The sequence below is a fragment of the Pseudoalteromonas sp. 19-MNA-CIBAN-0066 genome (genome assembly GCF_040308705.1).
GTDB lineage: Bacteria > Pseudomonadota > Gammaproteobacteria > Enterobacterales > Alteromonadaceae > Pseudoalteromonas > Pseudoalteromonas nigrifaciens.
Genome location: NZ_JBEONZ010000009.1, coordinates 75,222 through 91,321 on the forward strand (window position 1 = coordinate 75,222; position 16,100 = coordinate 91,321).

Genomic DNA, 16,100 nt, shown 5'->3' on the forward strand with positions numbered 1-16,100 from the left:
ATTTATTCAAACTAGGGGCGATTTAATCACGGCGCGAGGTTTGTAACCTAGTGGGCTAAGTAAAAACCGAGCAACAAAGAGTCAATCGCCCCTAGGTAGAACCCTTCGGGCAGCGCATGTTTGGCATTGATCCTACGTTATCGCCTATTTATGGGGAATAACCACACCACATAGGCTCTGCCTTGCCTAAATACCAAACACACTGCTGTAAATTTAACCTTGAAAGATAAACAGACCCTAAGTTTTAGGTACTTGATTTTAGCCATTTTAAAACAAAAAAACCGCATAAGCGGCTTTTTTAAATATTTATTGCTAATTATTAAAAGAATTTAAGAGCAATAACCAAACGACATTAAGCGTTTGTAGCGCTGATCAAGCATCTCTTCAAGCGAAAGTGCTTGTAGGTCGGCTAAGTCACGCTTTAATCGCACTTTTAAATTACGTGCCATAGCATCATAATTACGGTGCGCTCCACCTAATGGCTCATCTACTAAGTTGTTAATTAGGTCTAACTCTTTAACTCGCTTAGCAGTTACACCCATAGCTTCAGCAGCAAGTGGGGCTTTATCGGCGCTTTTCCATAAAATAGACGCACACCCTTCAGGAGAAATTACTGAGTAAGTACTGTATTGCAACATGTTAACACGATCGCCAACACCAATTGCTAACGCACCACCCGATCCACCTTCACCAATAACCGTACAAATAGTTGGCACTTTTAAAGAGGCCATTACTTTAAGGTTACGGGCGATAGCTTCTGACTGGCCACGCTCTTCAGCACCCACACCAGGATAAGCTCCAGGGGTGTCGATAAAGGTCATAATTGGCATTTTAAAACGCTCAGCCATTTCCATTAAGCGCAATGCTTTACGGTATCCTTCAGGCTTTGGCATACCAAAGTTACGTTTAATTTTTTCAGCGGTACCACGGCCTTTTTGTTGGCCAATAACCATTACTGGTTCGCCATCTAAACGCGCTATACCACCTAAAATTGCCGGATCATTAGCAAAAGTACGATCACCTGCAAACTCGTCAAACTCCGTAAAAATACGCTCGATATAATCTCGAGTATAAGGACGCAACGGATGACGTGCCAGCTGTGATACTTGCCAAGCGCCAAGTTCAGAGAATATTTTCTCTTTTAATCGGTCGCTTTTCTCTTTTAGCTTGCTGACTTCCTCTTCTAATTCAAGGTCTAATTCGCCAGCGCGGCTTACATTTTGTAATTCTTCAATTTTCACTTCTAATTCTGCAATCGGAAGCTCAAAATCAAGATAATTGAGGCTCATGCTCTAAACTACCTAATTAGTTAAATTCTAGTTCTACATCTTGCGCTGCCATTAGCGATAACTTATGAATTAAGTCGTCACTTGGCGTAACACACCATTCGATCCCTAGGGTTAATTGCGCCAATGCATCTGGGCGTTGGTAATAAACCTTGATCGGACACGTTCCCATTTTATATGGTTCGAGTACTTTTTGTAATTTATCGAAGAAACCTGCCTCGACTTGCACCATGTTCAGCGTCATTTTAATCGCTTTAATACGTTTTTCACGCGCTTGAGCAATGGTGTTTATTTCTCTGGCGGTCATTGTAATACCACCAGAGAAGTTATCAAAGCTGACCTGTCCAGATATCACCAAAATATTATTAACTTGGAGCATATCTTGGTATTTTTCAAACTCATCTGAATATAAGCGTACATCAATGCGGGCGCTCTTGTCATCTAAAGTTATTAATGCCCACCTATTTCCTTTTTTATTAATAAGCACTCTGGCCGAAATTACAAGCCCTGCAGCTGTAGATACTACATCGCGATTAGTAGGCTGTAAATCGACCAATTTACCACTGGTATAATATTTTAGCTCGCGGCGATATTGATTTATTGGATGACCGGTTAAATAAAGGCCAAGGGTTTCTTTTTCGCCATCGAGCCATTCGTTATCGGTGAGTCCTGTGGCTTTAATAAAGGCTTGCTCTACTTCATCGGGTTCAGTGGCTAATAAGCCAAATAAATCACTTTGCCCTAATAACTCTGCTTTATTGTGCTGATCGGCGGCGCGCATGGCACTTTTTAAGCTTGCCAATAACGTGGCGCGCCCTGATTGAGTTTTTTCAGGGCCTAGCTGATCAAGTGCCCCTGAATAAATAAGTTTTTCGGTTACACGTTTATTTAACCGTTTTAAATCAACACGGGCACAAAAATCAAATAAATCTTTAAATGGTCCGCCCTTAGCGCGTGCTTCTAAAATAGCCTCTACAGGTGCTTCACCTACTCCTTTAATAGCACCAATACCGTAAACAATTTCGCCTTGCAGGTTTACAGTAAATTTGAACTCGCCTGCATTCACATCAGGCGGGAGCAAGGTGAGTTTCATGTTTTCACATTCATCCACCAAAATAACTATTTTGTCGGTATTATCCATATCGGCCGACATTACCGCAGCCATAAACTCTGCTGGATGATGGGTTTTCATCCACAGTGTTTGATACGACACTAATGCATACGCAGCGGAGTGCGATTTATTAAAACCATAACCTGCGAACTTTTCTACCAGATCGAAGATCTTAATTGCTAGTTCGCCGTCAATGCCGTTATTTCGCGCACCATCTTCAAATGTTGAACGCTGTTTTGCCATTTCTTCGGGCTTTTTCTTACCCATAGCACGGCGCAGCATATCGGCGCCGCCTAGTGTATAGCCTGCTAATACTTGGGCTATTTGCATTACTTGTTCTTGATACAAAATAATGCCGTAGGTTGGCTCTAAAATAGGTTTTAAGCTTTCGTGCTGATACTGCGCATCGGGGTATGAGATTTCTTCGCGGCCTAATTTTCGGTCGATAAAGTTATCTACCATGCCCGATTGCAGCGGACCGGGTCGAAACAAGGCTACTAAAGCAATCATATCTTCAAAGCTGTCGGGCTTTAAGCGCCTTACTAAGTCTTTCATGCCCCGTGATTCTAGCTGAAACACCGCAGTCGTTTCGGCGCGCAGTAGTAACTCAATACTCTTTTTATCATCCAACGGAATAGTATTAATATCTACTGGTTCTTTACCGGTGCGCGCTAAGCGCTCGTTGGTCATGTCGAGCGCCCACTGCAATATAGTCAGCGTTCGTAAGCCTAAAAAGTCAAACTTAACTAAACCGGCAGTTTCTACATCGTTTTTATCAAACTGAGTAACCGGAAACTTACCTTCGTCATCGCAATAAAGGGCAGCAAAGTCGGTAATTGTGGTGGGCGATATTACTACCCCACCCGCATGTTTACCGGCGTTACGTGTACACCCTTCGAGAATACGACACATGTCGATTAAATCTTTTACTTCATTGTCGCCATCGTAGGCTTCTTGCAAGCGTGGCTCTATATCAAATGCCTTGGCAAGTGTCATCCCAGGATCGCCTGGGATCATTTTTGAAATACGATCAACAAAACCGTACGGGTGACCTAGCACTCGGCCAACATCGCGTATTACCGCTTTTGCCGCCATGGTTCCAAAGGTAATAATTTGCGATACCGCGTTACGCCCATACAAGGCCGATACATGATCAATCACCTCATCGCGCCTATCCATACAAAAATCGACGTCGAAGTCGGGCATTGAAATACGTTCTGGGTTCAAAAACCGCTCAAACAGCAAGTCAAATTCCAATGGATCAAGGTCGGTAATTTTAAGCGCGTAGGCTACCAGTGATCCTGCACCTGACCCACGCCCAGGGCCAACTGGAATATTGTTATCTTTGCTCCACTGAATAAATTCCATTACGATTAAGAAATAACCTGGGAATCCCATTTCGTTAATTACACCAAGCTCTATATCTAGGCGCTCATCGTATTCAACGCGTTTTTCTTTACGCTCTTGCTCATCAGGAAATAAAAACTGCAATCGCTCTTCAAGACCGTCTTGTGACACCTTAACTAAAAAGTCTTCAATTTTAAGTGAGCCGGTCGGATAATCTGGCAAAAAGTAAGTGCCAAGCTGCACCGTTACATTACAGCGTTTGGCTATTTCTACGGTGTTTTGTAATGCCTCTGGAATGTCGCTAAATAACTCAGCCATTTGCTCTGGCGTTTTTAAGTATTGCTCTTCTGAAAATCGTTTAGGGCGGCGTTTATCATCCAGTGTATAACCATCAAAAATAGCCACGCGAATTTCGTGTGCTTCAAAGTTTTCTGGTTTTAAAAACACCACTTCGTTAGTGGCCACAACGGGTAATTGCTCTTTAGCAGCAAGCTCTACCGCCATGTGTAAATAATCTTCTTCAAGCGGTCGATTAGTTCGCACCAGTTCAAGGTAGTAGTTATCACTAAAATGCTGTTTATAAAAACTAACAACCGATTCAATAACACTCGGATTATTTTTTAATAACGCTTTACCTAAATCACCGTCTTTTGCACCAGAGAGTATTATTAACCCGGCTTTAAGTTCTATTAGCCAATCACGATCAATCACCGGGCGATGAAATACATGCCCGCGCTGATATGCTTTAGATATTAATAAAGTGAGGTTTTTATAACCTTGATTGTCTTTTGCTAAAATAGTAATGCGGCTTGGCTCGTTTTCAAACTCAGGGCTGCGTAGCCAAAAGTCAGCACCCACTATAGGTTTTATACCTGTGCTGTGGGCTGTTTCGTAAAAGCGCACTAAGCCACATAAGTTCATTTGGTCGGTAATAGCAATTGCCGGCATTTGTAGTTCTTGTGCTTTGGCTACAATTGGCTTGGTTTTGGCAAGGCCATCAACCATCGAAAAATCAGAGTGAACTCTTAAGTGAACAAAATCTGGAGCTGCCATGTTTACGCCTCACCCTTGGCTTGCGCTAATACACGTTGCACTGGTTTAAAGCTTTTACGATGCTCCTTTACTGCGCCATATTGCTCAAGTGCTGCAAAATGCGCTTTGGTTGGATAGCCTTTATGCCCTGCAAAACCATATTCTGGGTGGCGTTTATCTAGCTCTACCATTTCGTTGTCGCGCGCTACTTTAGCTAAAATAGAAGCGGCTGAAATTTCGGCTACTAAGCTGTCGCCTTTTACTATTGCTTGCGCTGGCATGGTTAACTTAGGTAGGCGGTTGCCATCTATAAATACAAATTCAGGTTGCGTGCTTAGCCCCTCTACTGCGCGAGTCATGGCAAGCATAGTGGCGTGCAGAATATTTAGCTCATCAATCTCTGTTGGGCTGCAACGGCCATACGCGTAACACAATGCTTTTTCTTGAATTTCAATGGCAAGCGCTTGGCGTTTTTTATCCGTTAATTTTTTTGAATCTGCTAAACCTGCAATAGGCTTTGAGGGATCTAAAATAACGGCAGCAGTAACTACGTCGCCAACAAGGGGGCCACGCCCTACTTCGTCAACACCGGCAATAAGGGCTACATTGGGTCGTTCAATTTGCATTTATTAACTCCGCTACAGCATTGGCTGCTTGTTCGCTGGCATTTAACCTAATTTTTTTGTGGATCGCTAAAAAGCGTGCTTTTAATGCTTGGTTATCGGTATTTAGCATAGGCGTAAGTGCTTGCGTTAAATTAGCTACATTGCACTCACTTTGCAAAAACTCGGGTACGAGTTCTTCATCGGCCAATAAATTCGGCAATGAAAAATACTTTATATTAAAGGTAAATAAGGTTTTAAAAATCCAATAGCTCAGTGGTTTAATTTTATAACCCACTACCATGGGCTTTTTATACAGCATGCCCTCAAGCGTGGCAGTACCCGACGCTAATAAAATAGCATCGGCTGCTTGCATAGCTTGTTTTGATTGTCCATCCAGCAAACTAATTTTAAGCGTTGGCGCAGTAGCATTTAAAATTTCAGTAAACTGCGCTTTGCGTTTGGCGTTAACCAATGGCACCACAATTTTAAGTGCTGGGTTTTGCGCTTGTAACTGCACGGCTGTTTTAATATAGGTTTCGCTTAATAAGCCTACTTCTGAGCCGCGACTACCAGGTAGCAGAGCAAGTACTTTATCATCTGGGCTTAAACCTAGCTCTTTGCGGGCTTTGCTATCGTCGTGCTCAAGCGCTATATCGTCTGCTAATGTGTGTCCTACAAATGTACAAGGTACTTGGTGCTTGTCGTAAAATTCTTTTTCAAACGGTAATAATGCAAGCACTAAGTTAGTAGCAGCACTTATGGTATGAATGCGCTTTTCTCGCCATGCCCAAACCGAGGGGCTTACGTATTGTACTGTTTTAATTCCGGCGTCTTTAAGGGGTTTTTCTACGCGCAAGTTAAAATCGGGCGCATCTATGCCAATAAATACATCGGGTGGGTTATCAATAAAATGTTGCACCAATTGTTTACGTATTTTAAGCAAGCGCGGTAGGCGCCCTAATACTTCAACCAACCCCATTACCGACAATTCATCCATGTCGTAAAGCGTGTTACAGCCTTGCGCCTGCATTTTAGGGCCCGCTATACCTTCAAAAATCGCATCGGGAAAATGCTTTTTAAGTGCTTTAATTAAGCCTTCACCTAAAATATCGCCCGACAGTTCACCTGCCACAATACCAATTCGTAGTTGTTTTTGATCTTTATTCATTTGATTTTTTCACACGTAAACTAGGGCCTGTTTGCCTTTATGGGTTAACAGGCTCTGGGCGTTAATTGAACCTAGTTTACCGCGTTTTCGTATTGGATTAAATGCTTAAAACTAAGTGCTTAAATTTGCTAAAAATAGCCCAGGTACTGTATGCTTTTGATACTGATTAAGCACTAACCGCTTATATTGAGTTTTACTAATATAAATATTGACTTCAAATGGTCAAAAGTAAATACTAACGCAACTTTCAGTAATTACTGAAACATTATAAAACCAACGCACCCGTCAAATTATTGCTTTGTGCTGTAACTACATCACATATTTAGGAGCTAAACATGATAGATGAAACCTTTGTGGATCTATCGCGATTGCAGTTCGCTGTTACCGCCCTCTTTCACTTCTTATTTGTACCTTTAACTATAGGTATGACTTGGATCTTAGTTATTATGGAATCGGTTTACGTTATGACCGGTCGTGAAATTTATCGCGATATGACTAAGTTTTGGGGGAAATTGTTTGGTATTAACTTTGCAATTGGTGTGGCTACGGGTCTTACCATGGAGTTTGAGTTTGGTACCAACTGGTCTTATTACTCCCATTACGTAGGTGATGTTTTTGGGGCTCCATTAGCAATTGAAGGGTTAATGGCATTCTTTTTAGAATCAACTTTTGTGGGTATGTTCTTTTTAGGTTGGGACCGGCTCTCTAAACGCCAGCACTTAGGTGCTACCTTTTTAATGGCAATTGGTACTAACATGTCGGCGTTATGGATTTTAATTGCCAACGGCTGGATGCAAAACCCAGTAGGTGCCGAGTTTAATTACCAAACCATGCGCATGGAAATGACCAGCTTTGCAGAGCTGGTATTTAACCCTGTAGCACAGGTTAAATTTATTCATACCGTATCTGCAGGTTATGTTGCTGCATCTATGTTTGTGCTCGGTATTAGTGGTTATTATATTTTAAAAGGACGCGACTTAGCCTTTGCTAAACGCTCGTTTTCAGTCGCCTCTGGCTTTGGTTTAGCCTCTATTTTTTGTGTTATTTTGCTCGGCGATGAATCGGGTTATGAAGTAGGCGAAGTGCAAAAAGTAAAACTGGCCACCATTGAAGCAGAATGGCATACCGAAGAAGCTCCAGCAGCGTTTACACTTATAGGTTTCCCAGATTCAGAAAAGCAGGTAACTCACGGCGCTGTAAAAATCCCGTATGCATTAGGGCTTATTGCAACTCGCTCGCTCGATGAGCAAGTGACCGGTATTAACAATCTAGAAAAACAACACGAAGTGCGAATTCGTAACGGTATGATTGCGTACGAATACCTAGTAAAACTGCGCGCTGGTGATGACACGCCTGAAAACGTCGCTAAATTTAACACCCTAAAAGACGATTTAGGCTACGGCCTATTACTGAAGCGTTATACATCTGATGTAGTAGATGCCACAGAAGAGCAAATTCAAAAAGCAGTTAAAGACTCTTTTCCTAAAGTGGGCCCAATGTTTTGGTCTTTTCGTATTATGGTTGGCTGTGGCGTATTAATGCTGGGTGTGTTTATTCTTGCTTTTTACTATAACGCGCAGCGAGTTATTGAGCAAAAACGTTGGCTGTTATGGGCTACTGTTTTAAGTATTCCACTGCCGTGGATAGCCATTGAATTTGGTTGGATTGTGGCTGAATATGGTCGCCAGCCTTGGGCTATTTCTGAAATATTACCAACCTTTTTAGCAACTTCTACGCTAACGGTAAACGATATTTTAATTAGCTTAACTGGGTTTATTGTATTTTATACCGGCTTAGCCATTGTTGAAGGTTGGTTAATGCTACGCTTTATTAAGCAAGGCCCAAGCTCACTACATACCGGTAAGTATCACTTTGAACTACCTAATAACACCACTGAAGGTAGAGGAGAGCAATCATGATTTTTGATTATGAAACATTAAAAATGCTGTGGTGGTTGATCATAGGCATACTGCTAATTGGCTTTGCAATTACCGACGGCATGGATATGGGCGTTGCTATGCTGCTGCGCCTAGTGGGTAAAACTGATTCAGAGCGCCGCACCGTTATTAATACTATTGGCCCGCATTGGGATGGCAACCAAGTATGGTTTATTACCGCCGGCGGTGCACTATTTGCCGCGTGGCCTATGGTATATGCAGCGGCTTTTTCAGGCTTTTATTTTGCTATGATGCTGGTATTGTTTGCATTATTTTTTAGACCACTTGGGTTTGATTACCGCAGTAAAGTAGATTCAAAACGCTGGCGTAATAACTGGGACTGGGGCTTATTTGCTGGTAGTGCCATTCCTGCATTAGTATTTGGTGTGGCCTTTGGTAACCTATTTTTAGGTGTGCCTTTTAGCATTGATAATTTTTTACGAGTAAGTTACCAAGGTTCGTTTTTTGCACTACTTAACCCATTTGCACTGTTAGTAGGTGTAATTAGTATTACTATGTTAATAGCTCATGCAGGTATGTGGCTACAATTGCGTACTGCGAGCTTAGTTGCAGAGCGCTCAGGGCAATATGGTCGTTATGCACTTATTCTATTTATTGTGCTATTTGCAGCAGCTGGTTTTTGGGTTGCTAATTTAACGGGTTATCAAATTGTATCTATGCCGGATACACAAAGCCATGCCGACCCACTGGCAAAAGTAGTTACAACTGCGCAAGGGGCTTGGCTAACTAATTACAGTGAGCGCCCTTGGACTATGACCTTCCCTATTTTAGCGTTTGCAATGGCACTCAGTGCATTGTTGTTCTCTAAATTAAATAAACCCGCATTAGGGCTTGCTTCAACTAGCTTAATGTTAATAGGCATTATTATGACGGCAGGCGTATCACTGTTCCCCTTTATTATGCCATCGAGTAATAACCCAAATATTAGTTTAACTATTTGGGATGCGGTGTCGAGCCATATGACGCTTAACGTTATGTTTGTTGCCGTAGTTATTTTTGTGCCAATTATTTTATCTTACACCACCTGGTGTTACGTAAAAATGTGGCGCCGCGTTACGGTAGAAGAAATAGAAAACAACCCTCACGGTAGCTACTAAGGAGACTAAACTATGTGGTATTTCGCTTGGATTTTAGGTGTACTTTTAGCCTGTACCTTAGGTGTAATAAATGTAATGTGGTATGAGTTTCAGCAAAATAAAGACAGTATTGCTGATGACGAGCAAGTAATGCATGATTTATTAAAAGAGACTAACACAACTAAAAATGACGACTAACACCCGCCCTGATCGCGCGCAACAGCAGTCTTTGCGCGCTTTTTTAAAGCGTCAAAGTAAACCCGCTGCAATGCTATTAAAGCTGAGCATTGCACTGGGTACTGTTAACGCATTACTCATGATTGCAGGTGCTTATTTACTTGCTCAAGCTATTCATAATGTAATTTTTGAACAGTATAGTTTGGCTGAAATCACCTACTTATTATGGCCTTTGGCCGGTATTATTTTACTGCGCGCGGTATTTTTAACACTAAGTGAACGCTTTAGCGCTTATGCTGCACTTAAAATAAAGTCGGCAATGCGCCAAACCCTACTTAATAAGCTCAGCCTGCTTGGGCCAAGCTATGTAGAGCAACATGGCCAAGGTGCTACCCTCAATACATTGCACAATGGTGTAGAAGCGCTACACGATTATTATGCTAAGTACCTACCTGGCGTTGCCTACAGTGCGCTTATTCCGCTGGCTATATTAATCGTTATTTTTCCGACAGATTACAAAGCTGGGCTAATATTTTTATTAACTGCGCCGCTTATTCCTTTTTTTATGATTTTAGTTGGCTCAAAAGCCGAAGCGCTTAATCAACAACGTTGGCAACAACTGGCGGTATTAGGGAATTACTTTTTTGATCGCGTACAAGGGCTTACCCAACTTAAACTATTTAACGCCACTCGCTTAGAGCTAAAACAAATTGCTAAAATATCTGATGACTTTAGACACGCAACACTTAGCGTATTAAAAATTGCTTTTTTATCATCATTTGCATTGGAATTTTTGGCAACCATTAGTGTGGCATTAGTGGCGGTTATTATTGGTTTTAGATTGTTTTTTGGCACACTTGATTTTGCCACTGGTTTTGTGGTTTTACTGTTAGCGCCTGAATTTTATTTGCCGCTGCGTCAATTAGGCAGCCACTATCATGCGCGCTTGCAAGGTATAAGTGCCGCCGCCGACATGCTAATAATTTTAAATGCCCCATTGCCTGAGCAACAAAGCGAACACACTACTGACAAAATTAGCGCTACTATTAACTCAATTACAGTTAATAACCTTAGCTTTACCTACCCAAATAGTGACGAAGGAATAAAAAATATAAACTTATCTCTACCCAACAAAGGGTTAATTGCCGTTGTTGGTGCCAGTGGCTCGGGTAAAAGTACCCTGTTTGATTGTTTATTGGGGTTTCACCCCGAGGTCATTAAGCATATAAGTATTAATCAGCAAATTTTAAGTACTGCACATATTGGGCAATTACAAAGCCACATTGCGTGGATACCGCAATCAGCCACGTTATTTTACGACACTATTGCTGCCAATATTAAATTAGCAAAGCCTAATGCAACGCAACAAGAGCTTGAGCATGCAGCAAAGCAAGCAGGCGCTTTGGGCTTTATAAAGGCACTGCCTGATGGTTTTAATACTTTAATTGGCGAGCAAGGTGAGGGACTTTCTGGTGGTCAAAAGCAACGCATTGCCCTTGCGCGTGCTTTTATAAAACAAGCACCTATATTGGTACTTGACGAACCTACTGCGCACCTTGATAGCGAAACCGAACAAGTTATTCAACATGCTATAGCTGATTATGCAAAAAATAATTTAGTGCTAGTTATTGCCCATCGGCTCAATACAGTCAAAAATGCTGAGCAACTTATTGTAATGCACAATGGCAAAATAGCTCAGCAAGGTTGCTTTAATAGCTTAGCGGCTGAAGATGGTGAGTTTGCCACTTTACTGCAAACAGCACAGCAAGGAGCAGTTCATGCATAATTTTATTCGCTTACTAAAACTGTGCCGTCCTCACTACAAAGCTATGTTGTTGGGTACCTTTTTAGCCACAATTACAGTACTTGCTAATGTGGGGTTACTGGCTATATCGGGCTGGTTTTTAGCCTCAATGGCGGCAGCCGGTATTGCCGGTACACAAATGAATTACTTTACTCCAGCGGGTACTATTCGCTTTTTAGCGATTGTACGCACCGCATCACGGTATGGGGAACGCTTAGTAACTCACAATGCTACGTTTTTAATGCTAAGTGAAATTCGCGTTAGTGTGTTCTCTACCCTCAGTAAACTCAATAATGTTGACTTAGCAATGAGCCGCAGCGCCGATTTAGTTAATCGGCTCCAAAACGATGTAGACGCGCTAGATAAGTTTTACTTAAACGTATTATTACCTATGTTAGTTGCGCTATTAAGCGTGCCTATTATTATGCTGTTTATGTCGGCATACAACGCCGATGTCGCACTTATTTGTTTTACTGGCATTGTTCTGATTGGCGTCGTTTTACCCGCTTTTCTTAGCGCTAAATTAAATAAAAACAGCCACAAAGAAACACAGTTAAGTGCACAGCTGCGCTCTGAGCTTTCCGACACTTTATCCGGCCTTAGAGAACTAAGTATTTACCAAGCTCGGGAGCAGCAAATTGCTAAGTGCGATGATTTAAGCGAGCAGTATAATCAGCAACTGTTTATTCGCCACAAGGCGCTGGCTAATACCGATGGTTTAAGTTTATTAGTTGTACAACTGGCCATGATCGCAAGTATTGTGACCATAGCGCCCCTGGTTTACAGTAATGCCATGGTTAATGTTGAGCTGGCAATGCTAAGCCTATTTGTGCTCGCCAGCTTTGAGAGTGTGTTACTCCTGCCAAATGCGTTTATTGAATTACCAAATGTGTTAAAAGCAGCTGAACGTTTATTTACGCTTGAAGATAAAGCCGCAAATGCTAATACGCAATATGATGCCGCTATAAATAATAATTTGGCTTTGCAAAATCCCTCACTAACACTTAAGAACATTAGTTATTGTTACGATAAACACCCAGCATTAAATGACGTGAGTTTTGAGCTAAAGCCGCAGCAAAAAGTGGCCATTGTTGGTAGAAGCGGCAGCGGTAAAACCACCTTAGTTAACTTACTCACCGGTTTATGGCCACTGCAACAAGGCAATATTACCTTGAGTGAGCAAGGCAACTGCGTTGATTTGCATTTATTAAGTAATGATAATCGAGCAAGGTTAATTAATATTTTGGCTCAACAGCATCATATTTTTGATGGCACTTTAAAAGAAAACCTATGCTATGCAGCGCCTAATGCAACTAAAGCGCAAATGCTAGATGCACTAGCGCATGCACAACTTAGCCCGTGGTTTACTGAGTTAAAATCGGGGTTAAATACTCGCTTAGGTACCGGTGGGCGTAATGTGTCACAAGGTCAGTCGAGGCGGATTGCGATTGCGCAGGCTTTATTGCAAAACCCCGCTATTTTAGTGCTTGATGAGCCAACAGAAGGGCTAGATAATCAATCTAAACAAAGTGTAATGCATGCCATTATGCAAGTTATGAGTAACGCCAGTGTACTTACTATTACCCATGATCCAGCCCTGCTTGAGCATATGGATAATATTATTTGGTTAGAGGATGGGCGCGTAATAGCACAAGGCACCCATCAGCAATTACTTAGCGAACCTGCTTACACGTCACTTACTATCCGTTTTTAATTCGCTTTATCTATTACGGTAACTTGCACATCAATAACGCCGACTTTAGGGTCGGCTATCTTTTTAAACATACTGCTCGATAAATCTATAATACGCCCGCGTATATAAGGACCTCGGTCGTTAATTCTCACTATTACCGACTTATTATTTGCTAGGTTTGTTACTTTCACTTTAGTACCAAAGGCCAGCTTAAGATGCGCTGCCGTTGCTGCTTGCTGATCAAAGCGTTCGCCATTTGCGGTGGTTCTTCCTTGGTATTTATCGGCATAAAATGATGCTTTGCCAAGCTGTGTCAGCTCCCCTGAGCTTGATTTTACAAGTGGTTGACTACTACAACCTGCAAGGATAATAGCAATAAAAGTAACAGTGAGTTTTTTAAGTATCATTTAATAGCTTATGTAATTGATATAATTAGCAACTAGCCTACAGCTACTTGCCTGAGCTGCTCCTGAATTACTCACTAATAATTATAAATAATAAGCAATAAAAAACCACCATCGATTACTCTTAGGTGGTTTTTTATATAAGCTAAAAGGCGTTTATCGTACGATACCGCGCTCTGAGCTTTTAACAAAATCTATCATTAACTGTACTGCTGGATACTTTTGCGCATCTTCGCTAAGTGACTCAATTGCTTCATCTACACCTAGGCTTTTACGATAAAATACTTTATAAGCACGGCGTACAGCCATTATCTCATCGCTTTGAAAACCACGGCGTTTCATGCCCTCAGTATTAATTGCAACTGGACCTGCAGGTATACCTATAGTGGTAACAAATGGTGGTACATCTTTATTAATAGCTGAATACATGCCTACAAATGCATGTGCGCCTACCTTACAAAACTGATGTATACCTGAGTTGCCCGCAAGAATAACCCAGTCACCAATATGTACATGCCCTGCTACACTGGCGTTATTAGCAAATATAACATTATCGCCAATCACTGCATCGTGAGCAACATGGGTATAGGCCATAAACAGGTTATTACTACCTATAATGGTTACGCCCTGATCTTGAATTGTGCCACGGTGAATTGTAACGCATTCACGAATAATATTATTGTCACCAATAGTGAGCGATGTTGGTTCGTTGTTGTACTTTTTGTCTTGGCATGCTTCACCAACCGACGCAAACTGAAAAATATGATTTCCAGAACCGATAGTTGATGGGCCTTTAACTACAACATGAGACTCAATAATACAGTTATCACCAATGACAACATCATTGCCAATATAACTATATGGTCCCACTGAAACATTGCAGCCTAGTGTCGCGCCTGGTTCGATTATTGCCGTTGGATGAATCACAATTAAAACTCTCTTCTCGCACACATAATTTCGGCGCTACATACTAGCTTGCCATCGACTTTTGCTTCTGCTGCAAACTTCCATAAATTACGACGTTCTTTTAAAAACTCAACATGTAAATGCATAGTATCACCAGGAAGTACTGGTTTTTTAAAACGTGCATTATCTACAGCTGCAAACAAATACAATTCATTTTCGCTACGGTTTTCAACCGTTTTAAAGCCAAGTAACCCAGTTGCTTGAGCCATGGCTTCTAATATTAATACACCCGGAAAAATTGGCTGATTTGGGAAATGCCCGGTAAAAATGGGTTCGTTTATAGTCACATTTTTAATAGCATGCAAAGATTTGCCAGGTGTAAAGTCAATTACTCTATCAACTAATAACATCGGGTAGCGATGCGGTAATAAACTTAAAATTTCTTGAATATCAAGGCTATTTAATTCGTTTGCCAAAATAGCATCCTCATTAGTGTTCAACGTTTATGGCTTATTTAATTGCTCAAGTGCTTTAATACGGCTTTTCATTTCAGAAAGGTTACGCAAGTGAGCGATTGATTTACGCCATTCTTTGTTTGTAGTATGAGGTATACCAGATGAATAGATACCTGGCTCGGTGATTGATTTTGTCACCATACTCATACCCGTAATTATAACACCATCACAGACGCTCATGTGACCATTAATTGCTGTCATGCCGCCAATTTGGCAGTTTTTACCTATGGTGACGCTACCAGCAAGTACAGTACAACCAGCAATAGCTGTGCCTGAGTTAACTTCAACGTTATGTGCTATTTGGCATTGGTTATCAATAATTACATTACTATGGATAATAGTATCGTCAAGTGCACCACGATCAATTGTAGTACTTGCGCCAATTTCAACTTTATCACCAATAATAACAGAGCCAAGCTGAGGAATTTTAATCCATTGCCCACGCTCATTAGCATAACCAAAACCATCACTACCTATAACGCTATTGGCTTGCAACAAACAATCTGAGCCAATTTCAACATTATGATAAATAGTTACATTCGACCAAAGCTTAGTGCCTGAGCCTATTTTAACACCTTCACCAATAAAACTGTTCGGACCAATTTGTACGTTATCGTTAATTATCGCATTGCTTTCAATTACCGTATTAGCGCCAATAGCGGCACTTTTACTTACTGTCGCATTTGGGTGAACAACCGCGCTTGGATGAATGCCTGTTGCGGCAGAGCGTGGCGTCGTATCCATTAATTGCGCAAGCTTGGCGTAACTTACATACGGATTCGCAACTATTAGTTTATTGCCGTTAAAGTAAGGAGCATCTGCTTCACTAACAATGACAGCACTGGCTTGAGTCGCTTCAAGTTGCGAGCGATATTTCTTATTCGCTAAAAATGCAATATGCCCTGAGCGGGCATGTGCAAGTGTTGCTATTTTTGTTATTTCTAAAGCGCCATCACCTTGCAGCTCGGCGCTTAGAAGTTCCGCTATTTGCGAAAGCGTATAATTTTGCATAACTTAA

Annotated in this window: 13 protein-coding genes; 5 read left to right on the forward strand and 8 right to left on the reverse strand. The window is 41.5% G+C overall.

The window, feature by feature from the left end; genetic code table 11:
- Nucleotides 1-329 precede the first annotated feature (329 nt).
- The 4 genes from accA to lpxB are packed head-to-tail and all read right to left on the reverse strand — an operon-like array spanning nucleotide 330 to nucleotide 6,549.
- Nucleotides 330-1,289, reverse strand: a complete 960-nt coding sequence (gene accA / locus AAEZ18_RS07800; RefSeq protein WP_011328672.1) for an acetyl-CoA carboxylase carboxyl transferase subunit alpha — start codon at nucleotides 1,287-1,289, stop codon at nucleotides 330-332.
- Between the two features lie 16 nt (nucleotides 1,290-1,305).
- Nucleotides 1,306-4,797: a DNA polymerase III subunit alpha gene (gene dnaE / locus AAEZ18_RS07805; protein ID WP_011328673.1), complete on the reverse strand. Its 3,492-nt coding sequence runs from the start codon at nucleotides 4,795-4,797 to the stop codon at nucleotides 1,306-1,308.
- 2 nt (nucleotides 4,798-4,799) lie between these two features.
- On the reverse strand, nucleotides 4,800-5,402 hold the full coding sequence (rnhB, locus tag AAEZ18_RS07810; protein WP_350594334.1) for a ribonuclease HII: 603 nt from the start codon (nucleotides 5,400-5,402) through the stop codon (nucleotides 4,800-4,802).
- Nucleotides 5,392-6,549, reverse strand: coding sequence for a lipid-A-disaccharide synthase (gene lpxB, locus AAEZ18_RS07815; protein WP_011328675.1), 1,158 nt, complete (start codon nucleotides 6,547-6,549; stop codon nucleotides 5,392-5,394). Before lpxB ends, rnhB begins: the two co-directional genes overlap by 11 nt.
- 335 nt (nucleotides 6,550-6,884) lie before the next feature.
- Here lpxB and AAEZ18_RS07820 point away from each other — a divergent pair, with 335 nt between their 5' ends.
- The 5 genes from AAEZ18_RS07820 to cydC are packed head-to-tail and all read left to right on the forward strand — an operon-like array spanning nucleotide 6,885 to nucleotide 13,278.
- A complete protein-coding gene (locus tag AAEZ18_RS07820; RefSeq protein WP_350594331.1) occupies nucleotides 6,885-8,468 on the forward strand; it encodes a cytochrome ubiquinol oxidase subunit I in 1,584 nt (527 codons plus the stop codon).
- Nucleotides 8,465-9,604 (forward strand): cytochrome d ubiquinol oxidase subunit II, encoded by a 1,140-nt coding sequence (gene cydB / locus AAEZ18_RS07825; RefSeq protein WP_011328677.1) that lies wholly within the window; start codon nucleotides 8,465-8,467, stop codon nucleotides 9,602-9,604. The genes AAEZ18_RS07820 and cydB overlap by 4 nt, the downstream gene beginning before the upstream one ends.
- A 12-nt stretch (nucleotides 9,605-9,616) precedes the next feature.
- Nucleotides 9,617-9,781, forward strand: coding sequence for a cytochrome bd-I oxidase subunit CydX (cydX, locus tag AAEZ18_RS07830; RefSeq protein ID WP_011328678.1), 165 nt, complete (start codon nucleotides 9,617-9,619; stop codon nucleotides 9,779-9,781).
- Complete coding sequence (cydD, locus tag AAEZ18_RS07835; RefSeq protein ID WP_338411243.1) at nucleotides 9,771-11,546, forward strand: thiol reductant ABC exporter subunit CydD; 1,776 nt, start codon at nucleotides 9,771-9,773, stop codon at nucleotides 11,544-11,546. Before cydX ends, cydD begins: the two co-directional genes overlap by 11 nt.
- Complete coding sequence (gene cydC, locus AAEZ18_RS07840; protein ID WP_350594329.1) at nucleotides 11,539-13,278, forward strand: thiol reductant ABC exporter subunit CydC; 1,740 nt, start codon at nucleotides 11,539-11,541, stop codon at nucleotides 13,276-13,278. Before cydD ends, cydC begins: the two co-directional genes overlap by 8 nt.
- Here the strand turns inward: cydC and AAEZ18_RS07845 are convergent.
- The 4 genes from AAEZ18_RS07845 to lpxD form a co-directional block, all read right to left on the reverse strand.
- Nucleotides 13,275-13,664, reverse strand: coding sequence for a septal ring lytic transglycosylase RlpA family protein (locus AAEZ18_RS07845; protein ID WP_089368555.1), 390 nt, complete (start codon nucleotides 13,662-13,664; stop codon nucleotides 13,275-13,277). The two genes, cydC and AAEZ18_RS07845, sit on opposite strands and share 4 nt — an antisense overlap.
- 153 nt (nucleotides 13,665-13,817) lie before the next feature.
- Nucleotides 13,818-14,588, reverse strand: coding sequence for an acyl-ACP--UDP-N-acetylglucosamine O-acyltransferase (gene lpxA / locus AAEZ18_RS07850; protein ID WP_350594327.1), 771 nt, complete (start codon nucleotides 14,586-14,588; stop codon nucleotides 13,818-13,820).
- Between the two features lie 2 nt (nucleotides 14,589-14,590).
- Nucleotides 14,591-15,043 carry a 3-hydroxyacyl-ACP dehydratase FabZ gene (fabZ, locus tag AAEZ18_RS07855; RefSeq protein ID WP_011328683.1) on the reverse strand — a complete coding sequence of 151 codons (453 nt, stop codon included), beginning with the start codon at nucleotides 15,041-15,043 and terminating at the stop codon, nucleotides 14,591-14,593.
- 27 nt (nucleotides 15,044-15,070) lie between these two features.
- Nucleotides 15,071-16,093 (reverse strand): UDP-3-O-(3-hydroxymyristoyl)glucosamine N-acyltransferase, encoded by a 1,023-nt coding sequence (gene lpxD / locus AAEZ18_RS07860; protein WP_192531576.1) that lies wholly within the window; start codon nucleotides 16,091-16,093, stop codon nucleotides 15,071-15,073.
- Nucleotides 16,094-16,100: the final 7 nt, after the last annotated feature.

What these genes read in the sequence shown, in the direction of transcription:
- accA (WP_011328672.1), bottom strand. Translation starts at nt 1,289, where the DNA reads ATGAGCCTCAATTATCTTGATTTTGAGCTTCCGATTGCAGAATTAGAA.
- dnaE (WP_011328673.1), bottom strand. Translation starts at nt 4,797, where the DNA reads ATGGCAGCTCCAGATTTTGTTCACTTAAGAGTTCACTCTGATTTTTCG.
- rnhB (WP_350594334.1), bottom strand. Translation starts at nt 5,402, where the DNA reads ATGCAAATTGAACGACCCAATGTAGCCCTTATTGCCGGTGTTGACGAA.
- lpxB (WP_011328675.1), bottom strand. Translation starts at nt 6,549, where the DNA reads ATGAATAAAGATCAAAAACAACTACGAATTGGTATTGTGGCAGGTGAA.
- AAEZ18_RS07820 (WP_350594331.1), top strand. Translation starts at nt 6,885, where the DNA reads ATGATAGATGAAACCTTTGTGGATCTATCGCGATTGCAGTTCGCTGTT.
- cydB (WP_011328677.1), top strand. Translation starts at nt 8,465, where the DNA reads ATGATTTTTGATTATGAAACATTAAAAATGCTGTGGTGGTTGATCATA.
- cydX (WP_011328678.1), top strand. Translation starts at nt 9,617, where the DNA reads ATGTGGTATTTCGCTTGGATTTTAGGTGTACTTTTAGCCTGTACCTTA.
- cydD (WP_338411243.1), top strand. Translation starts at nt 9,771, where the DNA reads ATGACGACTAACACCCGCCCTGATCGCGCGCAACAGCAGTCTTTGCGC.
- cydC (WP_350594329.1), top strand. Translation starts at nt 11,539, where the DNA reads ATGCATAATTTTATTCGCTTACTAAAACTGTGCCGTCCTCACTACAAA.
- AAEZ18_RS07845 (WP_089368555.1), bottom strand. Translation starts at nt 13,664, where the DNA reads ATGATACTTAAAAAACTCACTGTTACTTTTATTGCTATTATCCTTGCA.
- lpxD (WP_192531576.1), bottom strand. Translation starts at nt 16,093, where the DNA reads ATGCAAAATTATACGCTTTCGCAAATAGCGGAACTTCTAAGCGCCGAG.